The organism is Agrobacterium radiobacter, from assembly GCF_040801995.1.
GTDB classification, from domain to species: Bacteria; Pseudomonadota; Alphaproteobacteria; order Rhizobiales; family Rhizobiaceae; genus Agrobacterium; species Agrobacterium radiobacter.
This window is the reverse complement of sequence record NZ_JBEGHX010000002.1, coordinates 1,175,412-1,200,325: the sequence shown is the minus strand read 5'-3', so window position 1 is coordinate 1,200,325 and position 24,914 is coordinate 1,175,412. Positions and strand designations below refer to the sequence as shown.

The window sequence follows — 24,914 nt, the reverse complement described above, 5'->3', positions numbered from 1 at the left end:
CCTCCTCATAACAGAGGCCAAACGTCGCTCACGCCTTGCGGTTCCCTATGAATTCGCATGGATGAGAAAAGAGCGTGCAGCCTGCACACGGACTGATCAAGTTTTCTTGAAACTATCGCAGGAAACGAAATCCTCCCCAAATGGTTCTCTGCCTGATGTAACGATGGAAGGGAGACCCATGTTCCACAACAACCGATTTCTGAGTTCGACGATCCTGTGTGCGCTGCTCGCCGTGCCCTTTGCCGGCGCTGCACACGCCCAGACCGCCCCGGCTGCCGAAACGAAACGGCCGAATGCGCCGGATCAGAAGCCGGCTTTTGAGGGCCAGACACGCGCGCCGCAGGCCGCCTCCCAGCCGAATATCGAAAAAACCATCGTCGCCGAGGGGCTGCCGCACCTGTGGTCCATGGAATTCCTGCCGGATGGCCGCATGCTTGTCGCCGCCAAGGAAGGGGCCATGCATATCGTCGCCGACGGCAAGGCCGGCCCGGCGATTGCCGGCGTACCGGAGGTGGCGTCCGACGGACAGGGCGGACTTCTCGACATCGCGCTCGCGCCCGATTTCGAAACATCGCGCACCATCTTCTTCTCCTTTTCCGAACCGCGCGATGGTGGCAACGGCACCTCCGTCGCGTCGGCCAAGCTGACCGAAGATGGCGGCGCGGCGAAACTGGAAAATGTCTCGGTGATTTTCCGCCAGATGCCGACCTATGACGGCGACAAGCATTTCGGCTCGCGCCTCGTCTTCGGACCTGACAACGAGCTTTATGTCACCGTCGGCGAGCGTTCGGATTCAAAGCCGCGCGTGCAGGCGCAGGATCTGTCGAGCGGGCTCGGCAAGGTCTTCCGCATCGATGCTGAAGGCAAGGCCTTTGAAGGCAACCCCTTCGCCGGCCAGCAGAACGCCCTTCCCGAAATATGGAGCTATGGCCACCGCAACCTGCAGGCCGCGGCACTTGATGGTCAGGGCAGGCTCTGGACCGTGGAACACGGGCCAAAGGGCGGCGATGAGCTGAACCTGCCAAAAGCGGGCCTGAATTACGGCTGGCCAGTCATCACCTATGGCGTCGAATATAGCGGCCGGTCCGTCGGCGAAGGCACCACCGCCAAGGAAGGCATGGAGCAGCCGGTCTATTATTGGGACCCGGTCATCGGCCCCTCCGGCATGGCCTATTATGATGGCGACCTTATTCCCGAATGGAAGGGCGCCTTCATCGTCGGCGGTCTGGTGAGCCAGGGCCTCGTCATCCTGCACATCGACGGCGACAAGGTCGCGACCGAAAGCCGTCTGCCCCTCGAGGCGCGCATCCGTGACGTGAAGGTCGGGCCTGACGGCGCGGTTTATGCCGTGACCGAAGAGCGCGGCGGCGGTGAATCGCAGATTCTGCGGATCGCCAAGGCCGGCTGAGAAAACTTACGACCGGAACGACAGGCCGCCGGAACGAAGGCGGCCTGTTTTTCGTTTGCCGCAGCGTGAAACCTGCCGGAAAAAACAATGCCACAACCGCCCACCCGCCTTCTTGCCAAAATCGGACTTGCCTATGTCAACGATCAGGAGCCGGGTATTTCCCGCGAAAAACGCGGGCGCGGTTTCTGTTACCGCCTGCCGGGCGGCGAGCTTCTCTCCGACAGCGTCGAACTGAAACGCATCAAATCGCTCGGTGTGCCGCCCGCCTATAAGGACGTCTGGATCTGCATCGACCCATCAGGGCATCTGCAGGCAACCGGCTTTGATGCACGCGGGCGAAAACAGTATCGCTATCACCCCGACTGGCACGCGCTCAGGGGCGAAACGAAGTTCTTCCAACTCAAAAGCTTCGGCAAGGCGCTACCCGCCATCCGCCGCCGCGCCATCGCCGATATCGAAAAGCAGGATCACGGGCAGGAGATGACGCTTGCCGCGCTCACGCTGCTGCTCGATGCCGCCTATCTGCGCGTCGGCAACCGCTCCTATCTCGAAACCAACGGCACCTATGGCGCAACGACATTGCTCAAGCGCCACGTTTCCTTCGGCGAAACAATTGAACTGCGCTTCGCCGCCAAGGGCGGGCAAAAGGTAAGACGGCAATTGCGCCACCCGCGCCTGCAGAAAATCCTCGAGGAGATCGCCGATCTGCCCGGCAAGGAACTCTTCGTCTGGCAGGATAGCGAAAACCGGGTGCATTCGGTCGATTCCAGCGATCTCAATGCCTACCTCTCGCGCATCGGCGGCACCGGCATTTCCGCCAAGACCTTCCGCACCTGGGGTGGAACGCTCGCGGCCTTCTGCAACGCAATGGAGCATGTGGCATCAGGTGAAAAACCGAGCATAAAAGGCATGTGCCAGGCGGCGGCAGTCGAGCTTTCCAATACGCCCGCCATCTGCCGCAAGAGCTATGTGCATCCCGCCGTTCTCGACATAGCGGCTGAGGAAAAAGCCCAGAAAAAACTCGGCCGCATCTTGAAGGTCGGGGCAAAGCCCGTCTCCGGCCTGAGGGCGGATGAAAGACGGCTGCTGGCCTTCCTGCCCTGAGGGGTCAGCGGCTCCCCGCCCATTCCGCCAGTTCGCGCTCGGCCCTTTCCAGCGCGCTGTAATTCAAAAGCTTGCGCAGAAAAGCGACGGTGACGGCGCGGGTTCGAAGATTATATCGCCCTTCCGCCTCGTCGTCGCCGGCTGCCTGATGCACGTTCAGTTTCTCATACAGGCTTTGCAGGCGGTTCTGCACGCTGCGCAGCGACAGGTTGCGGCGGCGCGCAATCGCCTTGTCGGTGAGGCCGAGCGCGACATCGACAAGGATTTCGTATTCGGAATCGGTAAAGCCATGCGCCTTGCCGAGGCTCTTTTCCTGCAGCCCGCGCACTTCCCGGTCGATCACGCATTGCGCCTCGATAAAGATGCTGCGCAAGGCCAGCCGCAGACGGTCATCGGATGCCGATTTCAGCACGTAACCATAAGCAGCACCCTCTGGCACGATGCGGGAGACACCACGCACATAGGCCTCGTCGGAATAGTTGGACCAGAACAGGATGCGGGTGTCCGGCCGCTCCTTCCAGATGGTGCGCGCCGCCTCTATGCCGTTGCGCTCGTTCATCTGCAAATCCATGACGATGTGGGCGGCGCGATTTTCCCGCGCCAGCTTTTCGCCGGTTCTGCCGTTGGCCGCCTCCAGCACATTGTCGCATTCCGGCAGGGCGGCTCTCACCGCCTCGTTCAGATAGGCGCGGTGCAGCGCATCGTCCTCAACGATCAGCACGTCCATGTCATAAATCCTCCCGCCGGTCGAAAGCATCCGCCGGCAAGGTCACTGTGATGCGGGTTCCCGCCCCCTTGCCGTTGCCGCCAATATCGAACCTGGCTGAAATCAGCCGCGCCCGCGTCTTCATGTTGCCGATGCCGAGGCCGCCGGACGCCCCGCCTTCGCCGCCGCCGCTGCCGTCATCACTCACCGTCACCCGCAAGCCTCCATCGATGGCGACAAGCGTTACGGCAATGGTTTCCGGCTGGGCATGGCGAATGGCATTGTTCACTGCCTCCTGTACGATGCGGAACAGCGATATCGCCACCGTCTTGTCGAGCCTTTCCACCAGCCCTTCCGTCTCATCGCTCACCGACCAGTCGATTGCCGACCCGCTGTCGCGCACGGAGCGGTCTACATAGGTCTCGATGGCCTCGACAACGCCGAACAATTGCAGGATGGAGGGTTTCGCCTCCTCGATGATCTCGCGCAGATCCTGCATGCAATGCTGCAGGCTGCGCACCACCGGCTCCAGCATTTCGCCCGAAACGTCGGGGGTATGGCTCATGCGTTCGATGCGCCGTGCAAGCCGGGTCAGGTCCGCCAGCGTCTGGTCGTGCAAATCCATGCCGATACGCTGCCGCTCGGCCTCCAGAGCCTCGGTCAATTGCAGCGCGCCAAGGCGCAGGCCCTCCTCGCGGGCATTGGCGCGCGCCTCCTCGATGGCAGAGCGTTTGGCCTGTTCGGCAGCGCGGATGGCGTAGAAATAGGGCGCCAGCAGATCCGCAACCGCGCGGGCGTTCGTCACATCCTCCACCGTATAGGCGTTCGACTGGTGCGACGAGCAACTGAGCGCGCCAATGATATCGCCGTGCACCTTCATCGGCACATGCAGGCGGCTATGCAGATTAAGTTCGATGATCGGGCTGGAAAACGCCCCTTCGAAGTGGAAGCGCGGATCGGAGCAGGCGTCACCGCTTAACAGGTGCTCGACCTCGCCTGACAGCAGCGAACGGATCGGGCTTCCGGTGAGAAGGGCGGGCGGCTGCCGGCTCCAGGCGCTGACGAGACCGCTCTCATAGGCGATGTGATATTTGTCATCCAGCTGCTTGATGCAGACATCCATATGGTCATGCGGGATGATATGGCTGATCTCGGTGGCGACCGCCTGAATGATGGCATTAAATTCCAGCTGCCCGGCAAGCAGCCGCGAAATGCCCATATAATGGTGAAAAAGAGCGCTTTTCGGCGTATCCAGCATGTGCGGACGCCCTCCCAAGCGTCTGCCTTCGACCTCTGCGGCGAAGTTTGAACCCATTGGGTGCCGCATCACACATTCTGCGCCCGGCAGTGGCGTTTCGTCCTGCGGGTTCCCGCAAGCTTTCTGCGGAAACCCGCAGGAAGATTGCCGCGATCCGCCTATACAAGCCAAATCTTCTTGGTCATTCTCGCTTCTACTGGGGAAAGGAGCTCCAGTGCAAAGGAATTCCACCTGCCGCAGAGGAGATTTGCGGCGCGCAGGAATTCCGGGCTCGAAAAGGGCAAGCCACGAGGGAGGAAATCAAATGGCTTTCAGGAAGATGCTTTTGGCATCGGCCGCTGTCGCATGCGCAGCTCTGCCGATCACCGCTCATGCCGATACGTCGGCCAAAAAAATCGCGCTTTCAAACAATTACGCTGGAAATTCCTGGCGTCAGGCGATGCTGACCAGCTGGGACAAGATCACCAAACAGGCGGTTGCCGACAAGCAGGTTGCCGCCGCAGACGCCTTCACGACCGCCGAAAACCAGGCAACCGAACAGGCGGCGCAGATCCAGAACCTCATTCTTCAAGGTTATGACGCCATCGTCATCAACGCCGCTTCGCCGACCGCCCTCAACGGCGCGGTGAAGGAAGCCTGCGATGCCGGCATCACCGTCGTGTCCTTCGACGGCATTGTCACCGAACCATGCGCCTGGCGCATCGCTGTTGATTTCAAGGCGATGGGCGCAAGCCAGATCGACTATCTCGCCAAGGCCATGCCGAAGGGCGGAAATCTGCTCGAGATCCGCGGTCTGGCCGGCGTTTCGGTCGATGATGAAATCCATGCCGGCATCGTCGACGCCGTCGCCAAAAACCCGCAGTTCAAGATCGTCGGTTCGGTCAACGGCGACTGGGCGCAGGATGTTGCCCAGCGCGCCGTTGCCGGCATTCTGCCGAGCCTTCCCGAAGTTGCGGCTGTCGTGACGCAGGGCGGTGACGGTTACGGTGCGGCACAGGCTTTCGCCGCCGCCAAGCGCCCGACACCCACCATCGTCATGGGCAACCGTGAAGACGAACTGCAATGGTGGAAACAGCAGAAGGATGCGGGCGGCTACGAGACCATGTCGGTCTCCATCGCTCCCGGCGTCTCGACGCTCGCTTTCTGGGTGGCGCAGCAAATCCTCGACGGCAAGGACGTGAAGAAGGACCTGACGGTTCCTTTCCTGCGCATCGACCAGGGCAATCTTGAGGAAAACCTCAAGAACACCCAGAAGGGCGGCGTGGCGAATGTGGAATATTCGCAGGAAGACGCCCAAAAGGCCATCGCATCGGCCAAGTAGGCCTCATCGGGTCACAGTATGAGTTGCGGCGCTCCTCAAGCGAGCGCCGCAACATCAATCGATAATATCCGATTTCAGATTACTGGCGTAATTGCTCATGAATGACATCATCGAGACGGAAGAAGTCGTCGCCGCGCGCGGCGTGAAGGTCGTGTTCGGCGCGGTCAAGGCGCTGGATGGCGCCGATCTCGTTATCCGCGCGGGGGAATGCCTTGGGCTCGTAGGCCATAATGGCGCCGGAAAATCCACCATCGTCAACGTCATCAATGGCGGGTTGACACCGCATGAGGGTTCCATCTCCTACCGCGGCGAGCAAGGCCGTCACGGCATCGCGGCCGCCCGCGCCAGCGGCGTTCGCTGCGTGTTTCAGGAATTGTCGCTCTGCCCCAACCTGACGATCAGCGAAAACGTCCGCATCATGCATGCCGCGATGAGCGGGCGGAACTGGCGTGGACGCGCGCTCACCATGATCCGGCATACGCTGGACGAGATTTTTCCCGGCCACGGCATCGATTGCGAACTGACGATCGCCGAACTTTCCATCGCCGAGCGGCAGATGGTGGAAATCGCCATCAATTTCTGCCAAACCCCTGATGCTCCGAGACTTGTCATCCTCGATGAGCCGACCTCCTCGCTCGATGCCGGTCTTGCCGAGCAGTTGATGGATTATGTCCGCCGTTTCGTTCGCACGGGCGGCTCCGTTCTGTTGATCTCGCATATTCTCGGCGAGATTCTTTCGACAGCCACCCGCATCGTGGTGATGAAGGACGGCCGCGTGGTCGCCGACCGGGCGGCGGCCGAGTTCACGACGCGCACGCTGGTGGAAGCCATGGGCAGCGTCGTCAAGGAACAGGACAGGCAAAAAGGCGAAAACCGCAAGGCGGGCGAAAAGGTGCTTGCCATGCCGGCGCGCCGGGGCGAAGGCCTCGCCTTCGAGGCTTTCCGCGGCGAAATCATCGGCCTTGCCGGTCTCGGCGGCCACGGCCAGACGGAAGCGCTTCTCGATCTTTATCTTGCCCGCAACAGCAGCTGGCTACCCGCACGCAAGACGGATATCGCCTTTGTCGCAGGCGATCGCAGCCTGAACGGCACCTTTCCGCTGTGGAGCATCCTCAAGAACCTTTCCATCGCCTCGCTGCGGGATATTTCATCCGCGGGCATGGTGGACAGGGGCAAGGAAACCGAACTCGGCGCGCAATGGAAAAAGCGCATCGAAATCCGCACGCCCGACATGGGCAACAAAATTCTTTCGCTCTCCGGCGGCAACCAGCAGAAGGTGCTATTCGCCCGCGCACTCGCCACCACGGCCAGTACCGTGCTGATGGACGACCCGATGCGCGGCGTCGATATCGGCACCAAACAGGAAGTCTACGATATCTTGAGAACCGAAGCCTCCCACGGCCGCACCTTCATCTGGTACTCCACCGAAATGGACGAAATCCGCCTTTGCGACCGCGTCTATGTTTTCCGTGACGGCGCTATTCAGGCCGAACTGGTGGGCGAGGACATCACCGAGCAGAATGTGCTGGCCGCCTCCTTTTCCGGAGAAGACCACGCATGAAACTCTCCGCCAGCGCCCTTCGCCTCATCATTCCCGCCGCCTCGCTCGCCTTCCTGCTCGCCGCCGTATTCTACATGCAGCCGCGCGCCATGAGCTATAACGGCCTCAACCTGCTGTTCAATCTGGCGGTACCGATTGCGCTTGCCACCATTGCGCAGATGCTGATCATGTCCGTCAACGATCTTGATCTGTCGATGGGCACCTTCGTCAGTTTCTGCGCCTGTGTCACCGCCACCTTCCTGCAAACCACGCCATTGCTCGGCATTGCGATCTTTGCCGGTGCGATTGCGGTTTATGCGTTGCTTGGCGCCATCATCCATATCCGCGCCCTGCCCTCCATCGTTGTCACGCTTGGCATGAGTTTCGTCTGGGGCGGCCTTGCCGTTCTCATTTTGCCCTCGCCCGGCGGCCAGGCCCCCGCCTTCATCCGCGCACTGATGACGGCAAAACCGCCTTTCGTGCCGATTGCCATCGTCGCCAGCATCGTGATTGCGGTCGTCGCCCATTACATCGTCATGCGCTCCTCCTTCGGCGTGCTGATGCGCGGCGTCGGCGGCAATTTCCGCTCGGTCGAACGCTCCGGCTGGTCGGTCGTCGGCATCCGCGCCGCCACCTTTGCGCTGGCCGGTTTCTTCGCGGTGCTGTCTGGTATCGCACTTGTCGGGCTGACGACATCGGCTGATGCCAATATCGCGCTTCGCTACACGCTGCTGTCGATTGCAGGCGTTATTCTGGGCGGAGGCGAATTCGTCGGCGGCCGGGTTTCGCCTATTGGCGCCGTCATCGGCGCGCTGACGCTGACGCTCGCCGGCTCTTTCCTGTCCTTCATGCGAATTTCCCCGGATTGGCAGATCGGCGCTCAAGGGGCGATCCTCATCATCGTGCTTGCGCTGCGCATCCTGCTCAACCGTCTCGAAAAGCGGGAGAAAAACCAATGAACGGGCTTTCGTCCTTCTCGAAAAAACCATGGGTCTGGTCGTTCGCCGCAACGGCTGCGGTGTGGATCGTGACCGTCATGTTCACCGGCGGCGCCAGCTCCTTCGGCCTGTCGCACGCAGCGCTGACCTTCGCGGCCTTTTCCGTGATCGTCGGTATCGGCCAGATGTTCGTCATCACGCTCGGGCCGGGCAATATCGACCTCTGCGTTCCCGCAACGATGACGCTATCAGGCACGCTGGCGCTGAAATTCATGGATGTGTCCGATGGTCTCATCCTGCCGGGATTGCTGATCGCCATTCTGATCGGCATCGCTATCGGCATCGGCAATTACACGCTGATCAAGCTCCTGCGCATCCCGCCAATCATCGCGACACTCTCCATGAGCTTCATCGTGCAGTCCATCGCCATCTGGTCGAACCGCGGCCTGCGCATCAAACCGCCGGAGACACTGGCCACATTCGCCACGTCGAGCTCTTTCGGCATTCCGAACGTGGCGCTCGTCGCGCTGCTGCTCTCGGTCATCGCCTGGCTGCTGCTCGACCGCACATTTTACGGACGCTGGATTTCCGCGATCGGCCAGAGCACCTTCGCCGCCCGCATGACAGGCATTCCGGTGGATGGAACCCGCTTCGTCACCTATGTGCTCTGCGCGGTGCTGGCGGCGATTGCCGGTTATCTGCTCGCCAGTTTTTCCGGCGGCGCAGCACTCAACATGGGATCGGAATACCTGCTGATGTCCATCGCCGTCGTTGTCATCGGCGGCACGGCGGTGGCGGGCGGCGATTCCAATGTTCCCGGCATCTGGGGCGCTTCGCTCTTCATGTTCCTGGTGGTATCGATGCTGAATACCTATGGTTTCGGCGCGGGTATCCGCCTCATCCTCACCGGCCTCATCATCATATCAGTCATCCTTCTGGCAAGCGGCCCCAAGGCCACGCGCTGAACCCCGAACGACAAGCCCTCAAGCGGACGACGCTCATGACCACAGACAAGACCTCCCCTTACGAAATCCACGATGACCGCTTCCGCCATCTGATCGTCGGCAACGCGGAACTGGAAGAGCTTTATTCCGGCTGCCGCTGGGCCGAAGGACCGGTGTGGGTTGCCGATCTGAACTGCCTGCTGTTCAGCGATATTCCCAATGAGCGTATGTTGCGCTGGGTGCCGGATGGCGGGATCTCGGTGTTCCGCCAGCCTTCCAACTTCACCAATGGCAACACACGCGACCGGCAGGGGCGACTTGTCTCCTGCGAACATGGCGGCCGTCGCGTCACCCGCACCGAAGTCGACGGCTCGATCACCGTTCTCGCCGACAGCTATGGCGGCAAGCGGCTGAACTCCCCCAATGACGTGGTGGTGAAATCCGACGGCAGTGTCTGGTTCACCGACCCCACCTACGGCATTCTTTCCGACTATGAGGGATACAAGGCAGAGCCAGAACAGAAGACGCGCAATGTCTACCGGCTCGATCCCGCAACCGGAAAGATCGACATCGCCATTGACGACTTCGTGCAACCGAACGGTCTCGCGTTTTCACCTGATGAAACGAAGCTCTATGTTGCCGACAGCTCCTACAGCCATGATGTCTCCCGCCCGCGCCATATCCGCGTTTTCGACGTGGTGGATGGCGTGAAGCTCGCCAATGGCCGGGAATTCTGCAATCTCGACAGCGGCCTGCCGGACGGTTTCCGTCTGGATACGGCTGGAAACCTCTGGACCAGCGCCGGTGATGGCGTCCACTGCTTTGCGCCTGATGGTACGCTCATCGGCAAGATCAAGGTGCCGCAGACAGTCGCGAACCTCACCTTCGGCGGCCCGAAAAAGAACCGCCTCTTCATCACCGCAACAAAATCGCTCTACTCCGTCTATGTCGCCGCAACCGGCGCGCAAACGCCTTGAGGTGGTGAAAAACCGGAGGACACGGGCCGGGAGCGAACTGGCAAGACGGCTTCACCGCGCTATAAAAGCGGAATGAACGATGATTCCAGCCCTTTCCTGACCGACGATATGGCCCTGGATGGTGAAACGCCGGCCGTTGAGCCCACCAGCCGCATGCAGTCCTGGGCGCGCAATTCCGCTCTCTACCGGCTGGAACAGCGCATGATGACGGAAAAGCAGCTGCGCGACGCCATCATGCGCAAGGCGCGGGAAAAATTCGAGGATATCACCCCGGCGCAGGTGAAGGCGCTCGGCGAATTTGCCGTCACTTTTGCTTATGGCATCAAGGCGCTCGACGACACCGCCTATGCGGAAATTGCCGTGCGGAGCGGCCAGCGCAGCGGCAAGTCGAAACGCGGGCTTGCGCAAAAACTTCAGACCAAGGGCGTCGCCCGGGAAACGGCTGCAGTCGCGCTGCAGGAAACCAATGATCTGGTCGCCGCCGTCATCTTTGCACGCAAGCGCGCCTTCGGGCCTTTTCGCCGGGTCGAGCTGGATGAAAAACGTAAGGCCAAGGAATTCTCCGCCTTCGCCCGCAACGGCTTCAGTTTTGAAATCGGCGCAAGAGTGATGGCGATGACGGCGGAGGAGGCCGAGGAGATTATCGCCGAAGCACCGCTCTGACACCTATTGCGGCATGGGATGGGTTTTCAGATAGGCGATCAGATCGGCTATATCCGTTTCGCTCCAGAGGCCGAAAAAGCGCATCGCATTTCCCGGGATAGCCTTCTTCGGGCTGGAAAGGAATTTTTGCAGTTCCTCCTCAGACCATACCCGGTCAGCCGCACCGGCATCCTTCAGCGCCTGCGAATAATGGCCGTAATCAGCCACGGAAGCCATCGGCCTGCCCACCACGCCCATCAGATGCGGCCCCATGCGGGTGCGCGGCGTGTCAACGCTGTGGCAGGTGGAGCAGCGGCTGAAGACCTTCTCGCCATGGGCCGCATCGCCCTCGGCAAAGGCGCTCGACGCAAACAGGAGGAAGAACGCGGTCGCCGCTGCAGCTTGTTGGGACATGAAAATCATGGTCCGGATAATACAACGCCCTCTCCGTCTGACAACGAAGAGGGCGTTTTTGACATGCGACAGAATGCCCGGTCAAAACACCGGGCATTTCGCCGATCAGTTCGTGGCCGTCAGCGTCACGGACGTACCGGTGGCAGCGAGGTTGAGACCAACCTGGCCGGTCACGCTGACCGTCTGCAGCTGGATGGAGCCGGAAGTGCCGCCAACGAGAACGTTGGTGCCGACGCCGAGACCGACGGTGACTTCAGCCGTAGCGCCCTGATAAAGGCCACCCAGCGAACCGCGGTGGTAACCGGCGGTCGGGGCGAAAACGGCCCAGACCAGACGGCCCTGCGTGGTGAAACCGAGGTCGACACCCATCTTGCGGATGGCGCCGGAGTAATGGTCGGTGCGACGGGCGCCCATGGTGGACTGGAAAGTGCAATCCAGTTCCTTGGCCGAGCCGAGAACGTAACCGACGCCGCCGCCGATATCGCAGGTGAGGTAACCGATCTTGACGCCGTTGCGATCGTCCTGCTCCTGCGGAGCCGGCTCATATCTTGCAAGGTCGGCAGCGAGGGCGGATGCGGTTCCGCCAAGGCCCATCGTCAATGCGGCAAAAGTTACGGCAACAGCCTTTTTCATCTGATTTTCTCCTGTTTTATTCCTACCCGCAGCAGCCCTTCTTGCCCTCTCCGGATATTGAATTCCGCACTGTTAACGTTTGTTCCCTGAAATCGATCCAAAACAACTTAATTGGAGGCGATGAAAGCGGAACGGTTAACAGTGTCTGATGGCGGTAGGATGCCATTAAGACATTGTTAGGGCGGGAAATGCGTGCGGAATCGCCATCAACAGCCAGCGTTGCCGGCCGTTGTTTTGCTGCAACAACTCAAAGCGGCAGAGCGACGGGAAAGCCGGTGGCGGCATGGGTCATGACATCCATGCGAACGCCATAGATGCGCTGCAACGTCTCCGGCGTCATGATCTCCTGCGGCGTTCCCCGTGCGATAAGCTGGCCGGAATGAAGCGCAACGATCTCATCGCAGAAGCGTGCTGCCATGTTGACGTCATGCAGCACCACGATGACGCCAAGACCCTTTTCGCGCGACAGTCTCTGAACCAGCGAAAGCACTTCGATCTGGTGCGCCATGTCGAGTGCGGAGATGGGCTCGTCTAGAAGCAGGCTTTCGGCGTTCTGGGCCACCAGCATGGCAAGCCACACGCGCTGGCGCTCGCCGCCGGAAAGCGTATCCACCAGCCGGTCGCGGAAGGCGACGGTATCGGTAAGCTCGATCGCCTCTTCCACCTTCTCCTGATCCGCCTTGCTAAATTGCCCGAGCGCCCCGTGCCAGGGATAACGGCCGAGCGCCACCAGCTCCTTGGCCAGCATGCCGGAAGCAGCCGGCGTATATTGCGGCAGATAGGCGAGCTTTCGCGCAAATTCGCGATTGCCCCAGACGCCGAGCGATTTTCCCTCGAACGAGACCTTGCCCGCCGTCGGTTCCTGAATGCGTGCGAGAATCTTGAGCAGCGTCGATTTTCCCGAACCGTTATGACCGATCAGACCGATGGTCTTGCCGGTCGCAAAACTTGCCGTCAGCGGGTGCAGCAATGTCCTGCCCGGCACTTCCATCATGACGCCATCAAGAGAAAAAAGCGGGATATCGTCGTAATCGACGGCAAGTGCTGCCTCACCCATGGTTCTCATCTCCGTAAATGTTCAAATAAATCATTGGCGCCTGCCTGAAAGCCAGATCAGATAGGGCGCGCCGGCCAGAGCCGCAAAAAGCCCGAGCGGCAGTTCATAGGGAAAGGTCACCGTTCGCGCCCCGAGATCGGAAAGCGCCATCAGCACCGCGCCGAACAGGAAAGAAGCTAACAGATGATCGCGCGGCGTGGTGAAGCCGGCGCGAAGCGCAATATGCGGCGCCATCAGCCCGACGAAGCTCAAGGGACCGACGAGCAGCGAGGCGGCCCCCGTGGCGATGCCGGCCACCGCGATGACGGCGATACGCGCCAGGCCGAGCGGCAGCCCGAGCGAGAGCGGCACATCCCGGCCAAGCGGCAGGATCGTCAACCAGCGCGTCACCGACAGGGCAGCCGCCAGAAGCACGATGGAAAGAATGGCGAGAAAGATTGCCGAAGCCGGTGTCGCGGTCGAACCAGAGCCGCTGAGCCAGGCGAGAATCTGCCATGCCCGCTGGTCACCAATCGCAAGCAGCGCCGAAAGCACCGCCGAGCAGAGCGAACTAATAGCAATGCCGGCGAGCAGGATTTTTTCTGGCGCCAGATGCCGGCGCACGGAAAAGAACAGGACGAGGATCATGACGCCCGCCGAGCCGATGCCGGCGCCGCAAAACAGCTCGAACAGACCGGCCGCCGGAAAAATCGTGATGGCGGCGGCAAAACCGAGGCCTGCGCCGCCGCTGACGCCGATGACCTCCGGGCTTGCCATCGGATTGCCGGTGAGCCGCTGCAAAAGAGCACCCGCCATGGCGAGAAGACCGCCGGCGGCGATGGCCGCCATCAGCCGGGGCCAGCGGAAGGGCAGAAGGCTTTGCAGGTCACCCGCCCCCAGCATTGTCCAGCCCTGAGGCCCCCTGCCGATGGCGAGTGCTGCAAAGATCAGCGCGGCCATGACGATGAGCATCGGCAGCAGGGCCGTAAACCCGCGTCTTGTCGCGAGATCGACGCCTTCGCCGCGATGCACGTCGGTCGGCCGGATTTTCGGCAGCAACCACAGAAGCAGCGGGCCGCCGATCAGGGCCGTCACCGCGCCGGTCGGGAAAACTTCCGCCGTCTTGTTTGCCAGAAGTTGCACGATACCGTCGCAGAACCAGAGCAGCAGGCCGCCCAGAAGCGGGGAAACGAAGAGCACCGAAGAGGAGCGCCGCACGCCAAGCGCCCGGGTGAGCGCGGGTGCCGCAAGGCCGATGAAGCTAACGAGGCCAACCGCCGAAGCGACGAAGGCGGCCAGCATGACGGCGACGGCGGCGACGGCGAGCCTGATCGAAAACAGCGATACGCCGAGCGATCGCGCGCCGGAATCGCCGAGACCGAGAACCGTCAGCGGCCTAACCAGCAGGCCCGTCAGGACAAGCCCCACGAAAAGCTGAAAGGTGAGAGACAGGGCGTTCGACCAATCCTGCTGACTGAGCGAGCCGCCATTCCAGACCACGAGCGACATCAGATATTCGCCCTGCGCGAGCGTGAGCGCGGCGGAAACGGACGCGGCGGTGATGCCGACCAGGAGCCCTGCCACCACCATGGTTACCGGTTCGAAGGAGCGTCGCCAGCCAAGCAGGAAGACAATACCGGCGGCAGCGGCAGCGCCGGCAAGCGCCACCAAAGCGCGGTTGCCATCCAGCACCGAGGGAAAGAACAGCGTGGCGATGACGATGGCCAGTTGCGCGCCAGCCGAGATGCCGAGCGTCGAGGGATCAGCGATCGGGTTGCGCAGCAATTGCTGAAAAAGCGCGCCCGAGAGACCCAGCATCGCGCCCGCCAGAATGGCGACCGCCACACGCGGCATCAGGCTGAAAGCGAGGATGACCTGATCCATCGACATGGCGGCGGCATCAAAAGGCAGGCCGGGCCATGCACCGAAAGGCAGCCGCAGCAGCCCGGCATGCAGGGAAAGACCGCAGGCCAGAATGAACAAAAGCCCGAAGAAAAGCGGGAGAGGCCGCACCATCACAGGGCTTCTCCCCGTGCCGAGAGCGCTTCGGTCAGAAGCCTCGCGAAACGCATGCCGGCGGTGATGCCGCCATAGGGGCCGACATTGGCAAGCGTCACCACCCGATTTTCGCGCACGGCAGGCAGCGCGCGCCAGATGGCGCTGTTGCGCAGAGTTTCCCGCGCCTCCACCGGAATATCGGAGACGATGACGATGCGCGCATCGGATGAGGCGGCGAGGTTTTCAAGCGGCACCGGGGCCGCGAAGGTGAATTGCGACCGATCCACCCAGGCATTGGTCAGCCCCAGACGGCCAAGAACATCCCCGAACATGCTATCCGCACCAAAGGCACGAAAATGCCGGGCGTCGCCTATGTTGATGACATAGGTCGGCCGTGCGGAAAAACCGGCAAGACGGGTCCGCATGGCTTGCAGTGCCGCTTCCGTTTCACCCAGAACCTTGCGCGCCTCTTCGGCCCGCCCGAGCTTTTCACCAAGCGCGGTGACCGCCGCCAGCGCCTTTTCGAAAGGCGGCTCGCCCTTCACGTAAAAGGGCAGCGAAAAGACGGGGGCGATCGCTTCCAGCCTGCCGGTATAACGTGTGTAGAAAGGCGAAATCAGAATGAGCTCTGGCCGGGTGAGCTGCAGAAGCTCGAAATTCGGAGCGCCGCGCAGGCCGAGATCGGCGACAGTTTCAGGGATATCAGGCTCGACCGCGCCGGCCCGGAACTGGATGAGTTCCGTCGCCGCCACCGGCATGACGCCGAGCGCCACAGATGTTTCCAGCATGGCCCAGTCGATGGCGGCGATGCGCGGCGTCACTGCTGCCCGCGCCTTGCCCGCAAGAGCCGAGGCGGCGAGCAGGCTTAAAAATTCCCGCCGCCCCCAGAGGGGGGAAATCCATCGATCCTTACGCGTCATGCCCCTGCTGCTTCACTTTGATATGGCGTTACCAACGGTAGGTCAGCTTGCCCATAACGGTCCTGCCGTCACCGTAATAGCATCCGAAAGTGGAGCAACTAGAAATATATTCTTTATCAGTCAAGTTTTGCACCAGAAGCGAGGCGCGGTAGCCGTTCTTCTCGTAATGCACGCCGAGATCGAGCAGGGCGAGGCCCTTCATTTCGAAGGCATTGGCCGCATCGCCATAACGTTTTCCGACATAACGGACACCGCCGCCGATGCCGAAACCTTCAAGCGCCGTATCTTCCGGGAAGGTGTAGTCGAGCCAGAGGCTGGCGGCGTGCCGGGGCGTGCTATCCAGCTCCTTGCCGCTGTTCACACGGCCGGAGACCTCGCTGTCCATGTAGGTATAGGCCGCCCGCAGGTCGAGCCCGTCTGCAAGGCTTGCGACGCCTTCCAGTTCGAGGCCTCTCACATGCGCCTCGTCCATCTGCTGCGTCACCCCGCCCACCGTCGTCGTGACGTTCTTCTGTTTCAGATCGTAGATCGCCGCGGAAAAGAAACCGTCAAAGCCCTCTGGCTGATATTTGATGCCCGCTTCCCATTGTTCGCCCGTGGTCGGTTTCGGCGCATCACCGACAGCCGGCTGCGGCACCGGCTCGAAGGAGGTCGCGTAGCTGACATAAGGCGCGATGCCGCCATCGAAGAGATAGCTGACCCCGACACGGCCCGTCAGCTTGTGGTCGTCCTTGTCGAGCGCGCGGTAGGTCGTTCCGTTGAACGTCGTACCGCCGGTGCTTGCCCAATCCTGCCGCAGGCCGGCGGTGACCCGCCAGTTCTCAAAAGCCATCTCGTCCTGCGCATAAAGACCGATCTGGGAAATATCCGTCTTCACATCGGCATAAAGCGTGCGCGAGGTGAGACTGATCGGCCCGCCATAAACAGGATTGACGGGATTGAGCGGCGTCGCGACCCAGAATTCGGTTTTGACGTTATTGTCGAAATAGCGGTAATCCAGCCCGACGAGCAGGGTGTGGTCGACTGGTCCCGTGGAGAACTCCGCCTGCAGGCTGTTATCGATGTTGAAGGTGTTCAGCAATTCATCCTGGAACGTCGCATTGCGGCGGATGAGATTGCCGATCATGCCGCCGCTGGTCGAAGACATGCCGAGCGCCCGGTAGGACCAGTCGAAATTGGAATAACGAGCATTTTGCCGGAAGGTGAAGGTCTCATCGAAACGGTGCTCGAACTCATAGCCGATATTGGTGAACTTGCGGCTTGAGGTATCGAAAGAGGGATCGCCGACATAAAAGCTGCGATCCAGCATGTTGCCTGGTCTCAGATAGGTCAGCGCCGGCGGCAGGCCAGACGGTGAACTCGGATTGTCGTGCTGATAGGAGGCGAGAACCGTCAGTTTCGTATCCTCGTCGGGCTGCCATGTCAGCGCCGGGGCGATGAAATAACGGTCATTCTGCAGATTGTCCGTCTGAAGATGGGCGTTGCGGGCAAGGCCGGTGAGGCGATAGGCAAAACTGTCGCTATCCGCGACCGGCCCACCAATATCGAACATCGATTGGTAATAATCGAAGCTGCCGATCTGCGCTCCGACTTCGCCGAAACGCTCGAAAGTCGGCCGCTTGCTGATGAGATTGATGAGGCCACCGGGATTACCCTGACCGTAAAGCACCGAGGCCGGCCCGCGAATGACTTCCACCCGCTCCAGACCGTAGACCTCATAAGACGGCGCACCGGCCGTGCGCATCAGCCGCAGACTGTTGAGGAACTGCAGCTGGTTACCCTGAAAGCCGCGAATGCGCGGCGCATCGAAACGTGGATCCGCCCCAAACGGCTGCGCGACGACGCCAGGCACATAATTCAGCGCCTCGCTGAGATTACGGACATTCTGCGCATCCATCTGATCCCTGGTGATGACGGAAACCGATTGCGGCGTCTCGATCAGGGATCGCCCCGTCTTGGTGGCGCTAGCGCTGGTTTTTGCCACATAGCCCTTCACCGGCGCCTTGGGGTCCTGATTTTTCGCGCCGTCCACGGTGATGGTCTGCAGCACCGTCGTTCCGGCTTCCTGCGCAAGGGCAACGCCGGAGGTCACGAACGCCACATAGGCGATGGCAGCGCAACCGCCCGCCAGAATGGAAATGTGTTTAGATTTTCCCTGCACGCCAAGACCCTTCATCAACCGCGCCGCCATGAGACGGTTATTTTTCTGGAGAATTTAAGTCATCTTATTACGCAAGGAGCGGATTGTGATCCAATAAGTGAAACTGGATTTTTTCAGAACTACTGATTATGAAAATTCTTACGGATAATAGCTTGGAATTATTCAAATCCGTCAGGAAAGGCAGTGATGATGGGCAGGAAACCGGCAAACCGGGCGGACGCGTTCGAGCTGCGGCACCTGCGCTATTTCACCACGCTGGTGGATGAGCGCAATTTCGAGCGCGCCGCCGCCCGCCTCGGCATTGCCCAGCCGGGTTTGAGCCAGCAGATCATGGCGCTCGAGCAGATCGTCGGCATGCCGTTGCTTGACCGGACACGGCGATCGGTGAAGCTCACCACGCCTGGCCAGCTTCTTTATGAGGATGCCCGCAAAATTCTCGCCAATGCCGAGGCGACACTTGCGGCGCTTAAACGCGTCGATCGCGGCGAGACGGGCCGCATCTCCATCGGTTATGTCGCTTCGGCCGCCTATTCCGGCCTGATGATCCAGTCCATCGCCAGTTTCCGCGCCTCTCATCCCGATGTGGAACTGCAACTGATCGAGATGGAGATGCGGCTGCAACTCGCCAAGATCGCCGACGGAAATCTGGATTTTGCCTTCATCCGCCCGCCTGCGCCCGTTCCGGAAGGTGTCACAACCCATGTGGTTCTGCGCGAACCGCTGGTGGCCGCACTTCCTGAAAACCATCCCCTGGCCTTTGCGCTGCAGGTCGACCTCAAGAACCTTGCCGACGAGACCTTCATCACACCGCGGCAGCCGCCGGATGTCGGCTTTCATTACAATACGATAGAAGCCTGCAACGAGGCCGGGTTCCAGCCAACGATAAGCCCGGAAGGCCGGGATTACACCACCATTACCAGCATGGTGGCGATCGGCCTCGGTGTGGCGCTGGTGCCGCGCTCGCTCGATTGTCTGCGGTTGCCCGGCGTGCGCTACGTGCCGCTTGCAGCAAGCGCCACGACTTCCGACCTCGCCATCGCCCACCGGAAAACGGAAGCCTCTCCCGCCGTCAGGGCCTTCATTCTCCATACCCGCAATTGACGCGACAGTACCCGTGGACGAAAAAACCGTCATCGTCCGTTTACGCGGCATCGGCGGCAACAGGCCGGGCGACGCAACCACATGAGATTACGGAAAGAATGGCGCTCTTTTCGGCAAACCGGAAGCAAGGCCTAAATCCCGTCCAGATATTTTCTGTTCCCGCTTTTCCCCGCGGCCGCGGCGCACCGCATAATCGCGGCAGATTTCGATTTACGGGAGACAGCAATGGCTGAGACTTACGAACACCACGCCGCAGGCCTCGAATCCCCGGCATCCCATGCTTTCGAGGTTGTTCCTGATGATACGAACCCGCTTCCTTCCCCCACGCGGGCCATCTATGTGGGCAATGCCTGACCCTGCTTTCCGGCGCGACGGTGACCTTCCAGAACCTGCCCGCAGGCAGCCTGCTGCCGGTCAGGGCCACCCGCATATTTGCAACCCGCACCACCGCCACAGGCATTCTGGGGCTCAATTGAGCGCTCCATCGCCGGCTGATCTCCTCGATCTGAAACGCAGCCCTCGCCAGAAGCCCACCAAGGAGTGTGACACTTTCATGACAAGCTTTCAGGTTGATGTCAGCAAAATGAAGCATCCGCCATTGATCGGCCCATGCGGCAGCTTGGACAGTGGCGTTCCCGCCCCTTTTTCGTTGCCGCCGGCCTATCGGAAATCTGGTGGATCTGGCAGTGGCTCTTTTTACCGCGAAAGCGACGGGAACAATAACGTATCGTCCGGAGATCGGCAGCGTGCCGCTCAGCCTGCTGACGGCGGCCTATCTGCTGTTTTTCACGAACCGGACATTCTGGTCGAAGGTTCACACCTATCTTTCCGCCTATCCGGTTGCCATCGTCGCGCTTTACGTTGCCATGGCCGCCCTTCTCGGCGCGCTCATCATCATTTTTTCCGCCAAATATCTCATCAAGCCGTTTGTGATCTTCCTGATCTTCGCCGCGGCCGCCGCTTCCTGGTTCATGGATCGTTACGGCATCGTCATCGACAGCGACATGATCCGCAACGCCATGGAGACGACACAGGCGGAGGCAGGCAATCTCATCACGCCCGGCTTTCTCTGGCATATGGCGATTTACGGACTGGTGCCGTCCCTCGTCATTGTCGCCATCCGCATCAGACACCGGCCGATCCTCGACAAGCTTTTGTGGAACACGATCAGCATCCTGATCTGTCTCACCATCGCCGGCATCATCAGCTTCGCCAATTCCAAGACATTCACCACCGCGGTTCGCCAGCACAAGGATATCGTCAAGAGCGTCGATCCATTGTCGCCGATCCTGTCGGCCGTCCATTATTTCACACTGGCCGGCAAGGAAGTCGATATTCAGGTCACGCCGGTCGGCAGGGATGCAAAGGTTCTCCCGGCATTGGGCGGGATCCACAAACCCCGCATCACCGTTATCGTTGCGGGTGAGACGGCGCGCGCCGCAAACTTTTCCCTGAACGGTTATGGACGTGACACCAATCCCGAACTCGCAAAACGCGGCGTGATCTATTTTCCGAACACCACCAGTTGCGGAACCGCGACAGCAATTTCCATTCCCTGCATGTTCTCGAAATTCCCGCGTTCGCAATATAGCCACAACAAGGCGCTCGCCAATGAAAACGTCATGGATGTCCTCGTCCATGCCGGCATTGGCGCCACATGGCTGGACAACAATACCGGCAGCAAGAATGTCGCCGACCGCATTGCCTATTTCGACCTGCCCTCCACCAATGACAGCCGCTTTTGCACTGGCGGAGAATGCCGCGACGATATCTTTTTCGACAAGCTCGACGCCTGGCTCAATAACGTCACCAAGGACAGCGTCATCGTGCTGCATCAGATGGGCAGCCATGGGCCGACCTATTATCTGCGCTACACCGACGAGTTCCGCAAATTCACCCCGGATTGCCGCACGGCCGAGCTTGGCAACTGCTCCGATGCGGAGATTGTCAACTCCTACGACAACACGCTTCTTTATACCGACCACTTCCTTTCGACCGTGATCGACAAGCTGAAGGCCCGTTCCGACAGGCTGGCGACGGGCATGATCTATGCGTCCGACCACGGCGAATCGCTTGGCGAAAACGGCGTCTACCTGCATGGTGCGCCCTATCTGCTTGCGCCCGACCAGCAGACCCATGTGCCGTTTCTCGTCTGGTTCGATGACGATTTCGCCAGATCCATGGGGCTGGATAAAGCCTGCCTGGCAAAAAGCGCGGCAGAGGGCGGGCGCTCGCACGACAATTATTTCCACAGCATCCTTGGAATGATGAACGTCTCCACTTCGGTCTACGATCCCTCGCTTGATGTATTCGGCGGCTGCACCCAGCGCCAGAACAGCTGAAACACCGTGCTTGACGCTTATCCGGAGAAAGAGATACGCAGGACGAAGCGATAGAGGGAGCTGTCTTGCGGGTTCTGCTTGTTGAAGACGATCATGTGCTGGGGGAAGCGCTGCGAGACCACGTCGCCGCGGCGGGTCACGCTGTTGACTGGTTCAAGACGCTGGGCGACGCCATGGCGGCGACGCTGACCATGGGTTATGGCCTGATCCTGCTCGACATGCGCCTGCCGGATGGCGAAGGCATCACCCTTTTGCAAACCCTGCGCAGGCGCGACGACGCTACACCTGTCATCATTCTGACTGCCCATGATCAGGTCTCCGACCGGATTGCCGGGCTGAATGCCGGGGCGGACGACTATCTGGTCAAGCCCTTCGATCTCAACGAGCTTTCAGCGCGCATGCTGGCGGTCTCGCGCCGTTACGAAGGGCGCTCGGCCCCCGTCATCCGCCTGCCCGGCATCGAGATCAACCAGGTGGCGCGCAATATCACGGTCGATGGAACGGCGCAGACGCTGAGCGCCCGGGAATGGGCCGTGCTCGAAAAACTCGTCGAACATCCCGGCGCGGTCGTCTCGAAAGCGCAATTGCACGACACGCTTTACGAATTCGGCGCGGAAATAGAAAGCAACACGGTCGAGGTCTATATCAGCCGGCTGCGCAAGAAAATCGGCCATGACCGCGTCGAGACCGTGCGCGGCGTCGGCTACACCATCAGGTAAGAACGGCAGGCAGGCAGATATGGCCAGACCGACCAGCATGACCCGCAAACTCGTCACAGCGCTGACGAGCGTTGTCGCCATATCTTGGCTTCTCGCCTGCGGATTGGGCGTCATGGTGATGCAGGACGAATTCGCCGAGATTTTCGACGCCGGTGTTGAGGAAACCGCAGAAAGGCTGCTGCCGCTGCTCGTGGACGACCTCAGGGAAAACAATACCGCGCCTGCCGCGCAAAAGCTCAACCAGACGTCGGAACGGGCGGAGTATCTGACCTATCAGGTTCGCGACCGGGAAGGACAGGTGGTGCTGCATTCGCATGACAGTTCGACGGAGCCTTTCGAGGTCTCGCTCGAACCCGGTTTTTCCGAAACCGCGACCCAGCGCATCTTTACGGTTGCGACACCGGACGGCAATTATTTCCTGCAGGTCGCCGATGCCTTCGCCAATCGCCGCGAGGCGATTGAAGAGGCGGGCACCGCGCTGCTGCTTCCCGTTCTCATCCTCATTCCCGCCAGCATTTTCGCCGTCATCGTCGTGGTGCGCAGGACACTGCGACCGATACAGACCCTGCGCGACGACATCAGCAAGAAGGATGGCGGCAATCTCGCACCGCTGCCAACACAGCCCTTTCCGGCCGAACTCCATCCCATCGCCCGTTCGGTCAATCTGCTGCTCGGGCGGTTGCGATCGGCAATCGAGGCGGAACGGGAATTCACCGCCAACAGCGCCCATGAATTGCGCACGCCGATTGCCGGTGCCCTGGCGCAGGCGCAGCGGCTCCATGCCGACATCCCGCCGGAACTGGCGCCGCGCGTGGAAAATATCGAAAAATCCCTGCAGCATCTCGGCCATCTCGCCGAAAAACTGCTTCAGATGTCGCGGGCGGAAGCAAGGATCGGGGTTACCGACAAGGCGAACGATCTCATTCCCGTTCTCGAACTCGTCATCGACGATATGATGAGAACGGCAATCGGCTCATCCCGCATCCGCTTCACCAATCGCTGTGAAGGCGGCCTGTCCTGCAGGATAGGCGCGGATGCCTTCGGCATCATCATCCGCAACCTCCTCGAAAACGCGCTGATCCACAGCCCGCCGGAAAGCCCCGTGCAGGTCGTCGCCGAAACAGACGGCACGATCCGCGTCGTGAATTCCGGCCCGGCAATCGACGGGGCGCTCCTACCCAAGCTGACGACGCGTTTTACCCGAGGCCAGACCGCGGCTGATGGCACCGGGCTCGGCCTTGCCATCGTCAAAAGCCTGGTGGAGCAGACCGGCGGAGAGCTGGTGCTTTCCTCTCCGGCGCCGGGCCGGCAGGACGGTTTTGAGGCCCGCATCGTTCTTCCGGTCGAAGCCGCCTGAATGCGCTCAAAACAAAAACCCCGCCGGGAAGGCGGAGCTTTTATCGGTTCGGATAGAGCGGAGGGGCTCAATCTTCGTGGATATGGCTGTGATCGCGCGTATCGCGCATCTTCACATAAACCACCAGCGACAACGCGATCATGATCGTCACATACCAGAAGAACCAGTTTTCGTGGCCGATCTGCTTGAATTTCAGGGCCACGAATTCCGCCGTTCCGCCGAATATGGTGTTTGCCAGCGCATAGGGCAGAGCCACGCCAAGCGCGCGGATATGGGCGGGGAACATTTCCGCCTTCACCACCGCATTGATGGAAGTGTAGCCGGTAACGATCAACAGACCGACCAGCACGAGGGCGAAAGCCATGATCGGATCGGTCGTCGTCGAAAGCGTGCTGAAGATTGCGTAGGTGAACAGCGTGCCAAGAATGCCGAAGCCCACCATCAGCGGCTTGCGACCGATCTTGTCCGAAAGCGCGCCGGCAATCGGCTGGCACAGCATGAAGACGAAGAGCGCAGCCGTGGTAATTTCGGTGGCGCTTTCCTTGCTGAAACCTGACGTGTTGACGAGGAACTTCTGCAGATAGGTCGTATAGGCATAAAAGGCGAGCGTGCCGCCTGATGTCAGCGCCATCACCATCAGCGCTTCCCTCGGATAGTGCTTGAACAGCGCCCATCCGCTGGATTTCGGCTTGTCGGCGGCTCCGCTCTTGGCGTTTTCGAAGGACTGCGTCTCGGCAAGGCCACGGCGGATATAGAACACCGCGATCGCCAGGATGCCGCCGATGAAGAAGGGAATGCGCCAGCCCCAGGAGCCAAGCTGCTCCGGTGTCAAGGCCCGCTGCAGCACCAGAAGCACCGCCAGCGCCAGAAGCTGACCGGAAATCAGTGTCACATACTGGAAACTGGAGAAGAAACCGCGGCGGTTCTTTCCGGCCATTTCGCTGAGATAGGTCGCGCTCGCGCCATATTCGCCACCAACGCTGATACCCTGCAGAAGGCGGGCGAAAACCAGAATGGCCGGTGCGGCAATGCCGATCATCTCATGGCCGGGCGTGATTGCGATCAGCAGCGAGCCGAGACACATCAGCGTGACTGACAGTGTCAGGCCGGCCTTGCGGCCCTTGCGGTCGGCATAGGTGCCCATGAACCAGGCCCCGATGGGCCGCATCAGAAATCCGACAGCGAAAACGGCGGCCGCACTCAGGAGTTCGGCGGTCTGGTTTCCGGAAGGGAAAAACACCGGCGCGAAATAAAGGGTGAAGGCCGAATAGACGTACCAGTCGTACCATTCGACGAGGTTGCCCGCCGATCCGCCGATAATGGATTTCAAACGGGTTTTCTGGTCCGGTGCCGTGGCAGGACCATTTGCCATAATATTCACGGGTAAACTCCAAT

21 protein-coding genes and 1 pseudogene are annotated in these 24,914 nt (G+C 60.7%); 13 read left to right on the top strand and 9 right to left on the bottom strand.

The annotated features are described in order from the left end of the window. The first annotated feature begins 178 nt into the window (after window positions 1-178). Window positions 179-1,408: a PQQ-dependent sugar dehydrogenase gene (locus MRBLRC7O_RS19365; RefSeq protein ID WP_111820891.1), complete on the top strand. Its 1,230-nt coding sequence runs from the start codon at window positions 179-181 to the stop codon at window positions 1,406-1,408. An 87-nt stretch (window positions 1,409-1,495) separates the two neighbouring features. Next, the gene (locus MRBLRC7O_RS19360; protein WP_003508482.1) at window positions 1,496-2,512 is read left to right on the top strand and encodes a DNA topoisomerase IB; all 1,017 of its coding nucleotides are present in this window, start codon (window positions 1,496-1,498) and stop codon (window positions 2,510-2,512) included. Between the two features lie 4 nt (window positions 2,513-2,516). On the opposite strand, the gene MRBLRC7O_RS19355 is transcribed toward MRBLRC7O_RS19360, so the two are convergent. Beyond that, a complete protein-coding gene (locus MRBLRC7O_RS19355) occupies window positions 2,517-3,239 on the bottom strand; it encodes a response regulator transcription factor (protein WP_003508480.1) in 723 nt (240 codons plus the stop codon). A 1-nt stretch (window position 3,240) separates the two neighbouring features. Next, window positions 3,241-4,476, bottom strand: coding sequence for a GAF domain-containing sensor histidine kinase (locus MRBLRC7O_RS19350; RefSeq protein WP_020812965.1), 1,236 nt, complete (start codon window positions 4,474-4,476; stop codon window positions 3,241-3,243). Between the two features lie 304 nt (window positions 4,477-4,780). On the opposite strand from MRBLRC7O_RS19350, the gene MRBLRC7O_RS19345 reads away from it, so the two are divergent. From MRBLRC7O_RS19345 to recX, 6 genes are all read left to right on the top strand, one after another. Further along, window positions 4,781-5,797: an ABC transporter substrate-binding protein gene (locus MRBLRC7O_RS19345; RefSeq protein WP_107677772.1), complete on the top strand. Its 1,017-nt coding sequence runs from the start codon at window positions 4,781-4,783 to the stop codon at window positions 5,795-5,797. Window positions 5,798-5,894: 97 nt separating this feature from the next. Next, window positions 5,895-7,358 carry an ATP-binding cassette domain-containing protein gene (locus MRBLRC7O_RS19340; protein WP_111797444.1) on the top strand — a complete coding sequence of 488 codons (1,464 nt, stop codon included), beginning with the start codon at window positions 5,895-5,897 and terminating at the stop codon, window positions 7,356-7,358. After that, window positions 7,355-8,296, top strand: coding sequence for an ABC transporter permease (locus MRBLRC7O_RS19335; protein ID WP_020812962.1), 942 nt, complete (start codon window positions 7,355-7,357; stop codon window positions 8,294-8,296). Before MRBLRC7O_RS19340 ends, MRBLRC7O_RS19335 begins: the two co-directional genes overlap by 4 nt. Further along, the gene (locus tag MRBLRC7O_RS19330) at window positions 8,293-9,240 is read left to right on the top strand and encodes an ABC transporter permease (protein ID WP_020812961.1); all 948 of its coding nucleotides are present in this window, start codon (window positions 8,293-8,295) and stop codon (window positions 9,238-9,240) included. Before MRBLRC7O_RS19335 ends, MRBLRC7O_RS19330 begins: the two co-directional genes overlap by 4 nt. Window positions 9,241-9,275: 35 nt before the next feature. Then, on the top strand, window positions 9,276-10,196 hold the full coding sequence (locus MRBLRC7O_RS19325; RefSeq protein ID WP_003508469.1) for an SMP-30/gluconolactonase/LRE family protein: 921 nt from the start codon (window positions 9,276-9,278) through the stop codon (window positions 10,194-10,196). Window positions 10,197-10,268: 72 nt separating this feature from the next. Next, complete coding sequence (gene recX, locus MRBLRC7O_RS19320) at window positions 10,269-10,859, top strand: recombination regulator RecX (protein WP_020812960.1); 591 nt, start codon at window positions 10,269-10,271, stop codon at window positions 10,857-10,859. Between the two features lie 3 nt (window positions 10,860-10,862). On the opposite strand, the gene MRBLRC7O_RS19315 is transcribed toward recX, so the two are convergent. The 6 genes from MRBLRC7O_RS19315 to MRBLRC7O_RS19290 form a co-directional block, all read right to left on the bottom strand. Then, entirely contained in the window at window positions 10,863-11,261 is a 399-nt protein-coding gene (locus tag MRBLRC7O_RS19315; RefSeq protein WP_111792929.1) for a c-type cytochrome, read from the bottom strand. A 96-nt stretch (window positions 11,262-11,357) separates the two neighbouring features. Beyond that, the gene (locus MRBLRC7O_RS19310) at window positions 11,358-11,885 is read right to left on the bottom strand and encodes a DUF992 domain-containing protein (protein ID WP_003508463.1); all 528 of its coding nucleotides are present in this window, start codon (window positions 11,883-11,885) and stop codon (window positions 11,358-11,360) included. Window positions 11,886-12,132: 247 nt separating this feature from the next. Beyond that, window positions 12,133-12,942, bottom strand: a complete 810-nt coding sequence (locus tag MRBLRC7O_RS19305; RefSeq protein WP_060727534.1) for an ATP-binding cassette domain-containing protein — start codon at window positions 12,940-12,942, stop codon at window positions 12,133-12,135. 30 nt (window positions 12,943-12,972) lie between these two features. Further along, window positions 12,973-14,940: a Fe(3+)-hydroxamate ABC transporter permease FhuB gene (gene fhuB / locus MRBLRC7O_RS19300; RefSeq protein ID WP_111797443.1), complete on the bottom strand. Its 1,968-nt coding sequence runs from the start codon at window positions 14,938-14,940 to the stop codon at window positions 12,973-12,975. After that, window positions 14,937-15,839 (bottom strand): iron-siderophore ABC transporter substrate-binding protein, encoded by a 903-nt coding sequence (locus MRBLRC7O_RS19295; protein ID WP_020809213.1) that lies wholly within the window; start codon window positions 15,837-15,839, stop codon window positions 14,937-14,939. Before MRBLRC7O_RS19295 ends, fhuB begins: the two co-directional genes overlap by 4 nt. Window positions 15,840-15,867: 28 nt before the next feature. Further along, complete coding sequence (locus MRBLRC7O_RS19290) at window positions 15,868-18,030, bottom strand: TonB-dependent siderophore receptor (RefSeq protein WP_162690836.1); 2,163 nt, start codon at window positions 18,028-18,030, stop codon at window positions 15,868-15,870. A gap of 156 nt (window positions 18,031-18,186) precedes the next feature. Here MRBLRC7O_RS19290 and MRBLRC7O_RS19285 point away from each other — a divergent pair, with 156 nt between their 5' ends. From MRBLRC7O_RS19285 to MRBLRC7O_RS19265, 5 genes and pseudogenes are all read left to right on the top strand, one after another. Further along, window positions 18,187-19,101 carry a LysR family transcriptional regulator gene (locus tag MRBLRC7O_RS19285; protein ID WP_004431656.1) on the top strand — a complete coding sequence of 305 codons (915 nt, stop codon included), beginning with the start codon at window positions 18,187-18,189 and terminating at the stop codon, window positions 19,099-19,101. 225 nt (window positions 19,102-19,326) lie between these two features. Then, window positions 19,327-19,577, top strand: a pseudogene (locus MRBLRC7O_RS19280) (spike base protein, RCAP_Rcc01079 family). Between the two features lie 198 nt (window positions 19,578-19,775). Then, window positions 19,776-21,443 (top strand): phosphoethanolamine transferase, encoded by a 1,668-nt coding sequence (locus tag MRBLRC7O_RS19275; RefSeq protein WP_031233522.1) that lies wholly within the window; start codon window positions 19,776-19,778, stop codon window positions 21,441-21,443. A 65-nt stretch (window positions 21,444-21,508) separates the two neighbouring features. After that, the gene (locus MRBLRC7O_RS19270) at window positions 21,509-22,162 is read left to right on the top strand and encodes a response regulator (protein WP_020809211.1); all 654 of its coding nucleotides are present in this window, start codon (window positions 21,509-21,511) and stop codon (window positions 22,160-22,162) included. A 19-nt stretch (window positions 22,163-22,181) separates the two neighbouring features. After that, complete coding sequence (locus MRBLRC7O_RS19265) at window positions 22,182-23,519, top strand: sensor histidine kinase (protein ID WP_031233521.1); 1,338 nt, start codon at window positions 22,182-22,184, stop codon at window positions 23,517-23,519. A 67-nt stretch (window positions 23,520-23,586) separates the two neighbouring features. Here the strand turns inward: MRBLRC7O_RS19265 and MRBLRC7O_RS19260 are convergent, their stop codons facing one another. Continuing rightward, entirely contained in the window at window positions 23,587-24,891 is a 1,305-nt protein-coding gene (locus MRBLRC7O_RS19260; RefSeq protein WP_003508443.1) for an MFS transporter, read from the bottom strand. Between the last annotated feature and the right edge of the window lie 23 nt (window positions 24,892-24,914).

Excerpts from the sequence above, each read along its gene's own strand:
- MRBLRC7O_RS19290 (WP_162690836.1), bottom strand. The coding sequence starts at position 18,030 with ATGGCGGCGCGGTTGATGAAGGGTCTTGGCGTGCAGGGAAAATCTAAA.
- MRBLRC7O_RS19325 (WP_003508469.1), top strand. The coding sequence starts at position 9,276 with ATGACCACAGACAAGACCTCCCCTTACGAAATCCACGATGACCGCTTC.
- MRBLRC7O_RS19340 (WP_111797444.1), top strand. The coding sequence starts at position 5,895 with ATGAATGACATCATCGAGACGGAAGAAGTCGTCGCCGCGCGCGGCGTG.
- MRBLRC7O_RS19355 (WP_003508480.1), bottom strand. The coding sequence starts at position 3,239 with ATGGACGTGCTGATCGTTGAGGACGATGCGCTGCACCGCGCCTATCTG.
- MRBLRC7O_RS19260 (WP_003508443.1), bottom strand. The coding sequence starts at position 24,891 with ATGGCAAATGGTCCTGCCACGGCACCGGACCAGAAAACCCGTTTGAAA.
- MRBLRC7O_RS19330 (WP_020812961.1), top strand. The coding sequence starts at position 8,293 with ATGAACGGGCTTTCGTCCTTCTCGAAAAAACCATGGGTCTGGTCGTTC.
- MRBLRC7O_RS19310 (WP_003508463.1), bottom strand. The coding sequence starts at position 11,885 with ATGAAAAAGGCTGTTGCCGTAACTTTTGCCGCATTGACGATGGGCCTT.
- MRBLRC7O_RS19350 (WP_020812965.1), bottom strand. The coding sequence starts at position 4,476 with ATGCTGGATACGCCGAAAAGCGCTCTTTTTCACCATTATATGGGCATT.
- MRBLRC7O_RS19335 (WP_020812962.1), top strand. The coding sequence starts at position 7,355 with ATGAAACTCTCCGCCAGCGCCCTTCGCCTCATCATTCCCGCCGCCTCG.
- MRBLRC7O_RS19285 (WP_004431656.1), top strand. The coding sequence starts at position 18,187 with ATGATGGGCAGGAAACCGGCAAACCGGGCGGACGCGTTCGAGCTGCGG.
- MRBLRC7O_RS19360 (WP_003508482.1), top strand. The coding sequence starts at position 1,496 with ATGCCACAACCGCCCACCCGCCTTCTTGCCAAAATCGGACTTGCCTAT.
- recX (WP_020812960.1), top strand. The coding sequence starts at position 10,269 with ATGAACGATGATTCCAGCCCTTTCCTGACCGACGATATGGCCCTGGAT.
- MRBLRC7O_RS19345 (WP_107677772.1), top strand. The coding sequence starts at position 4,781 with ATGGCTTTCAGGAAGATGCTTTTGGCATCGGCCGCTGTCGCATGCGCA.
- MRBLRC7O_RS19295 (WP_020809213.1), bottom strand. The coding sequence starts at position 15,839 with ATGACGCGTAAGGATCGATGGATTTCCCCCCTCTGGGGGCGGCGGGAA.
- MRBLRC7O_RS19315 (WP_111792929.1), bottom strand. The coding sequence starts at position 11,261 with ATGATTTTCATGTCCCAACAAGCTGCAGCGGCGACCGCGTTCTTCCTC.
- MRBLRC7O_RS19265 (WP_031233521.1), top strand. The coding sequence starts at position 22,182 with ATGGCCAGACCGACCAGCATGACCCGCAAACTCGTCACAGCGCTGACG.
- MRBLRC7O_RS19365 (WP_111820891.1), top strand. The coding sequence starts at position 179 with ATGTTCCACAACAACCGATTTCTGAGTTCGACGATCCTGTGTGCGCTG.
- MRBLRC7O_RS19305 (WP_060727534.1), bottom strand. The coding sequence starts at position 12,942 with ATGGGTGAGGCAGCACTTGCCGTCGATTACGACGATATCCCGCTTTTT.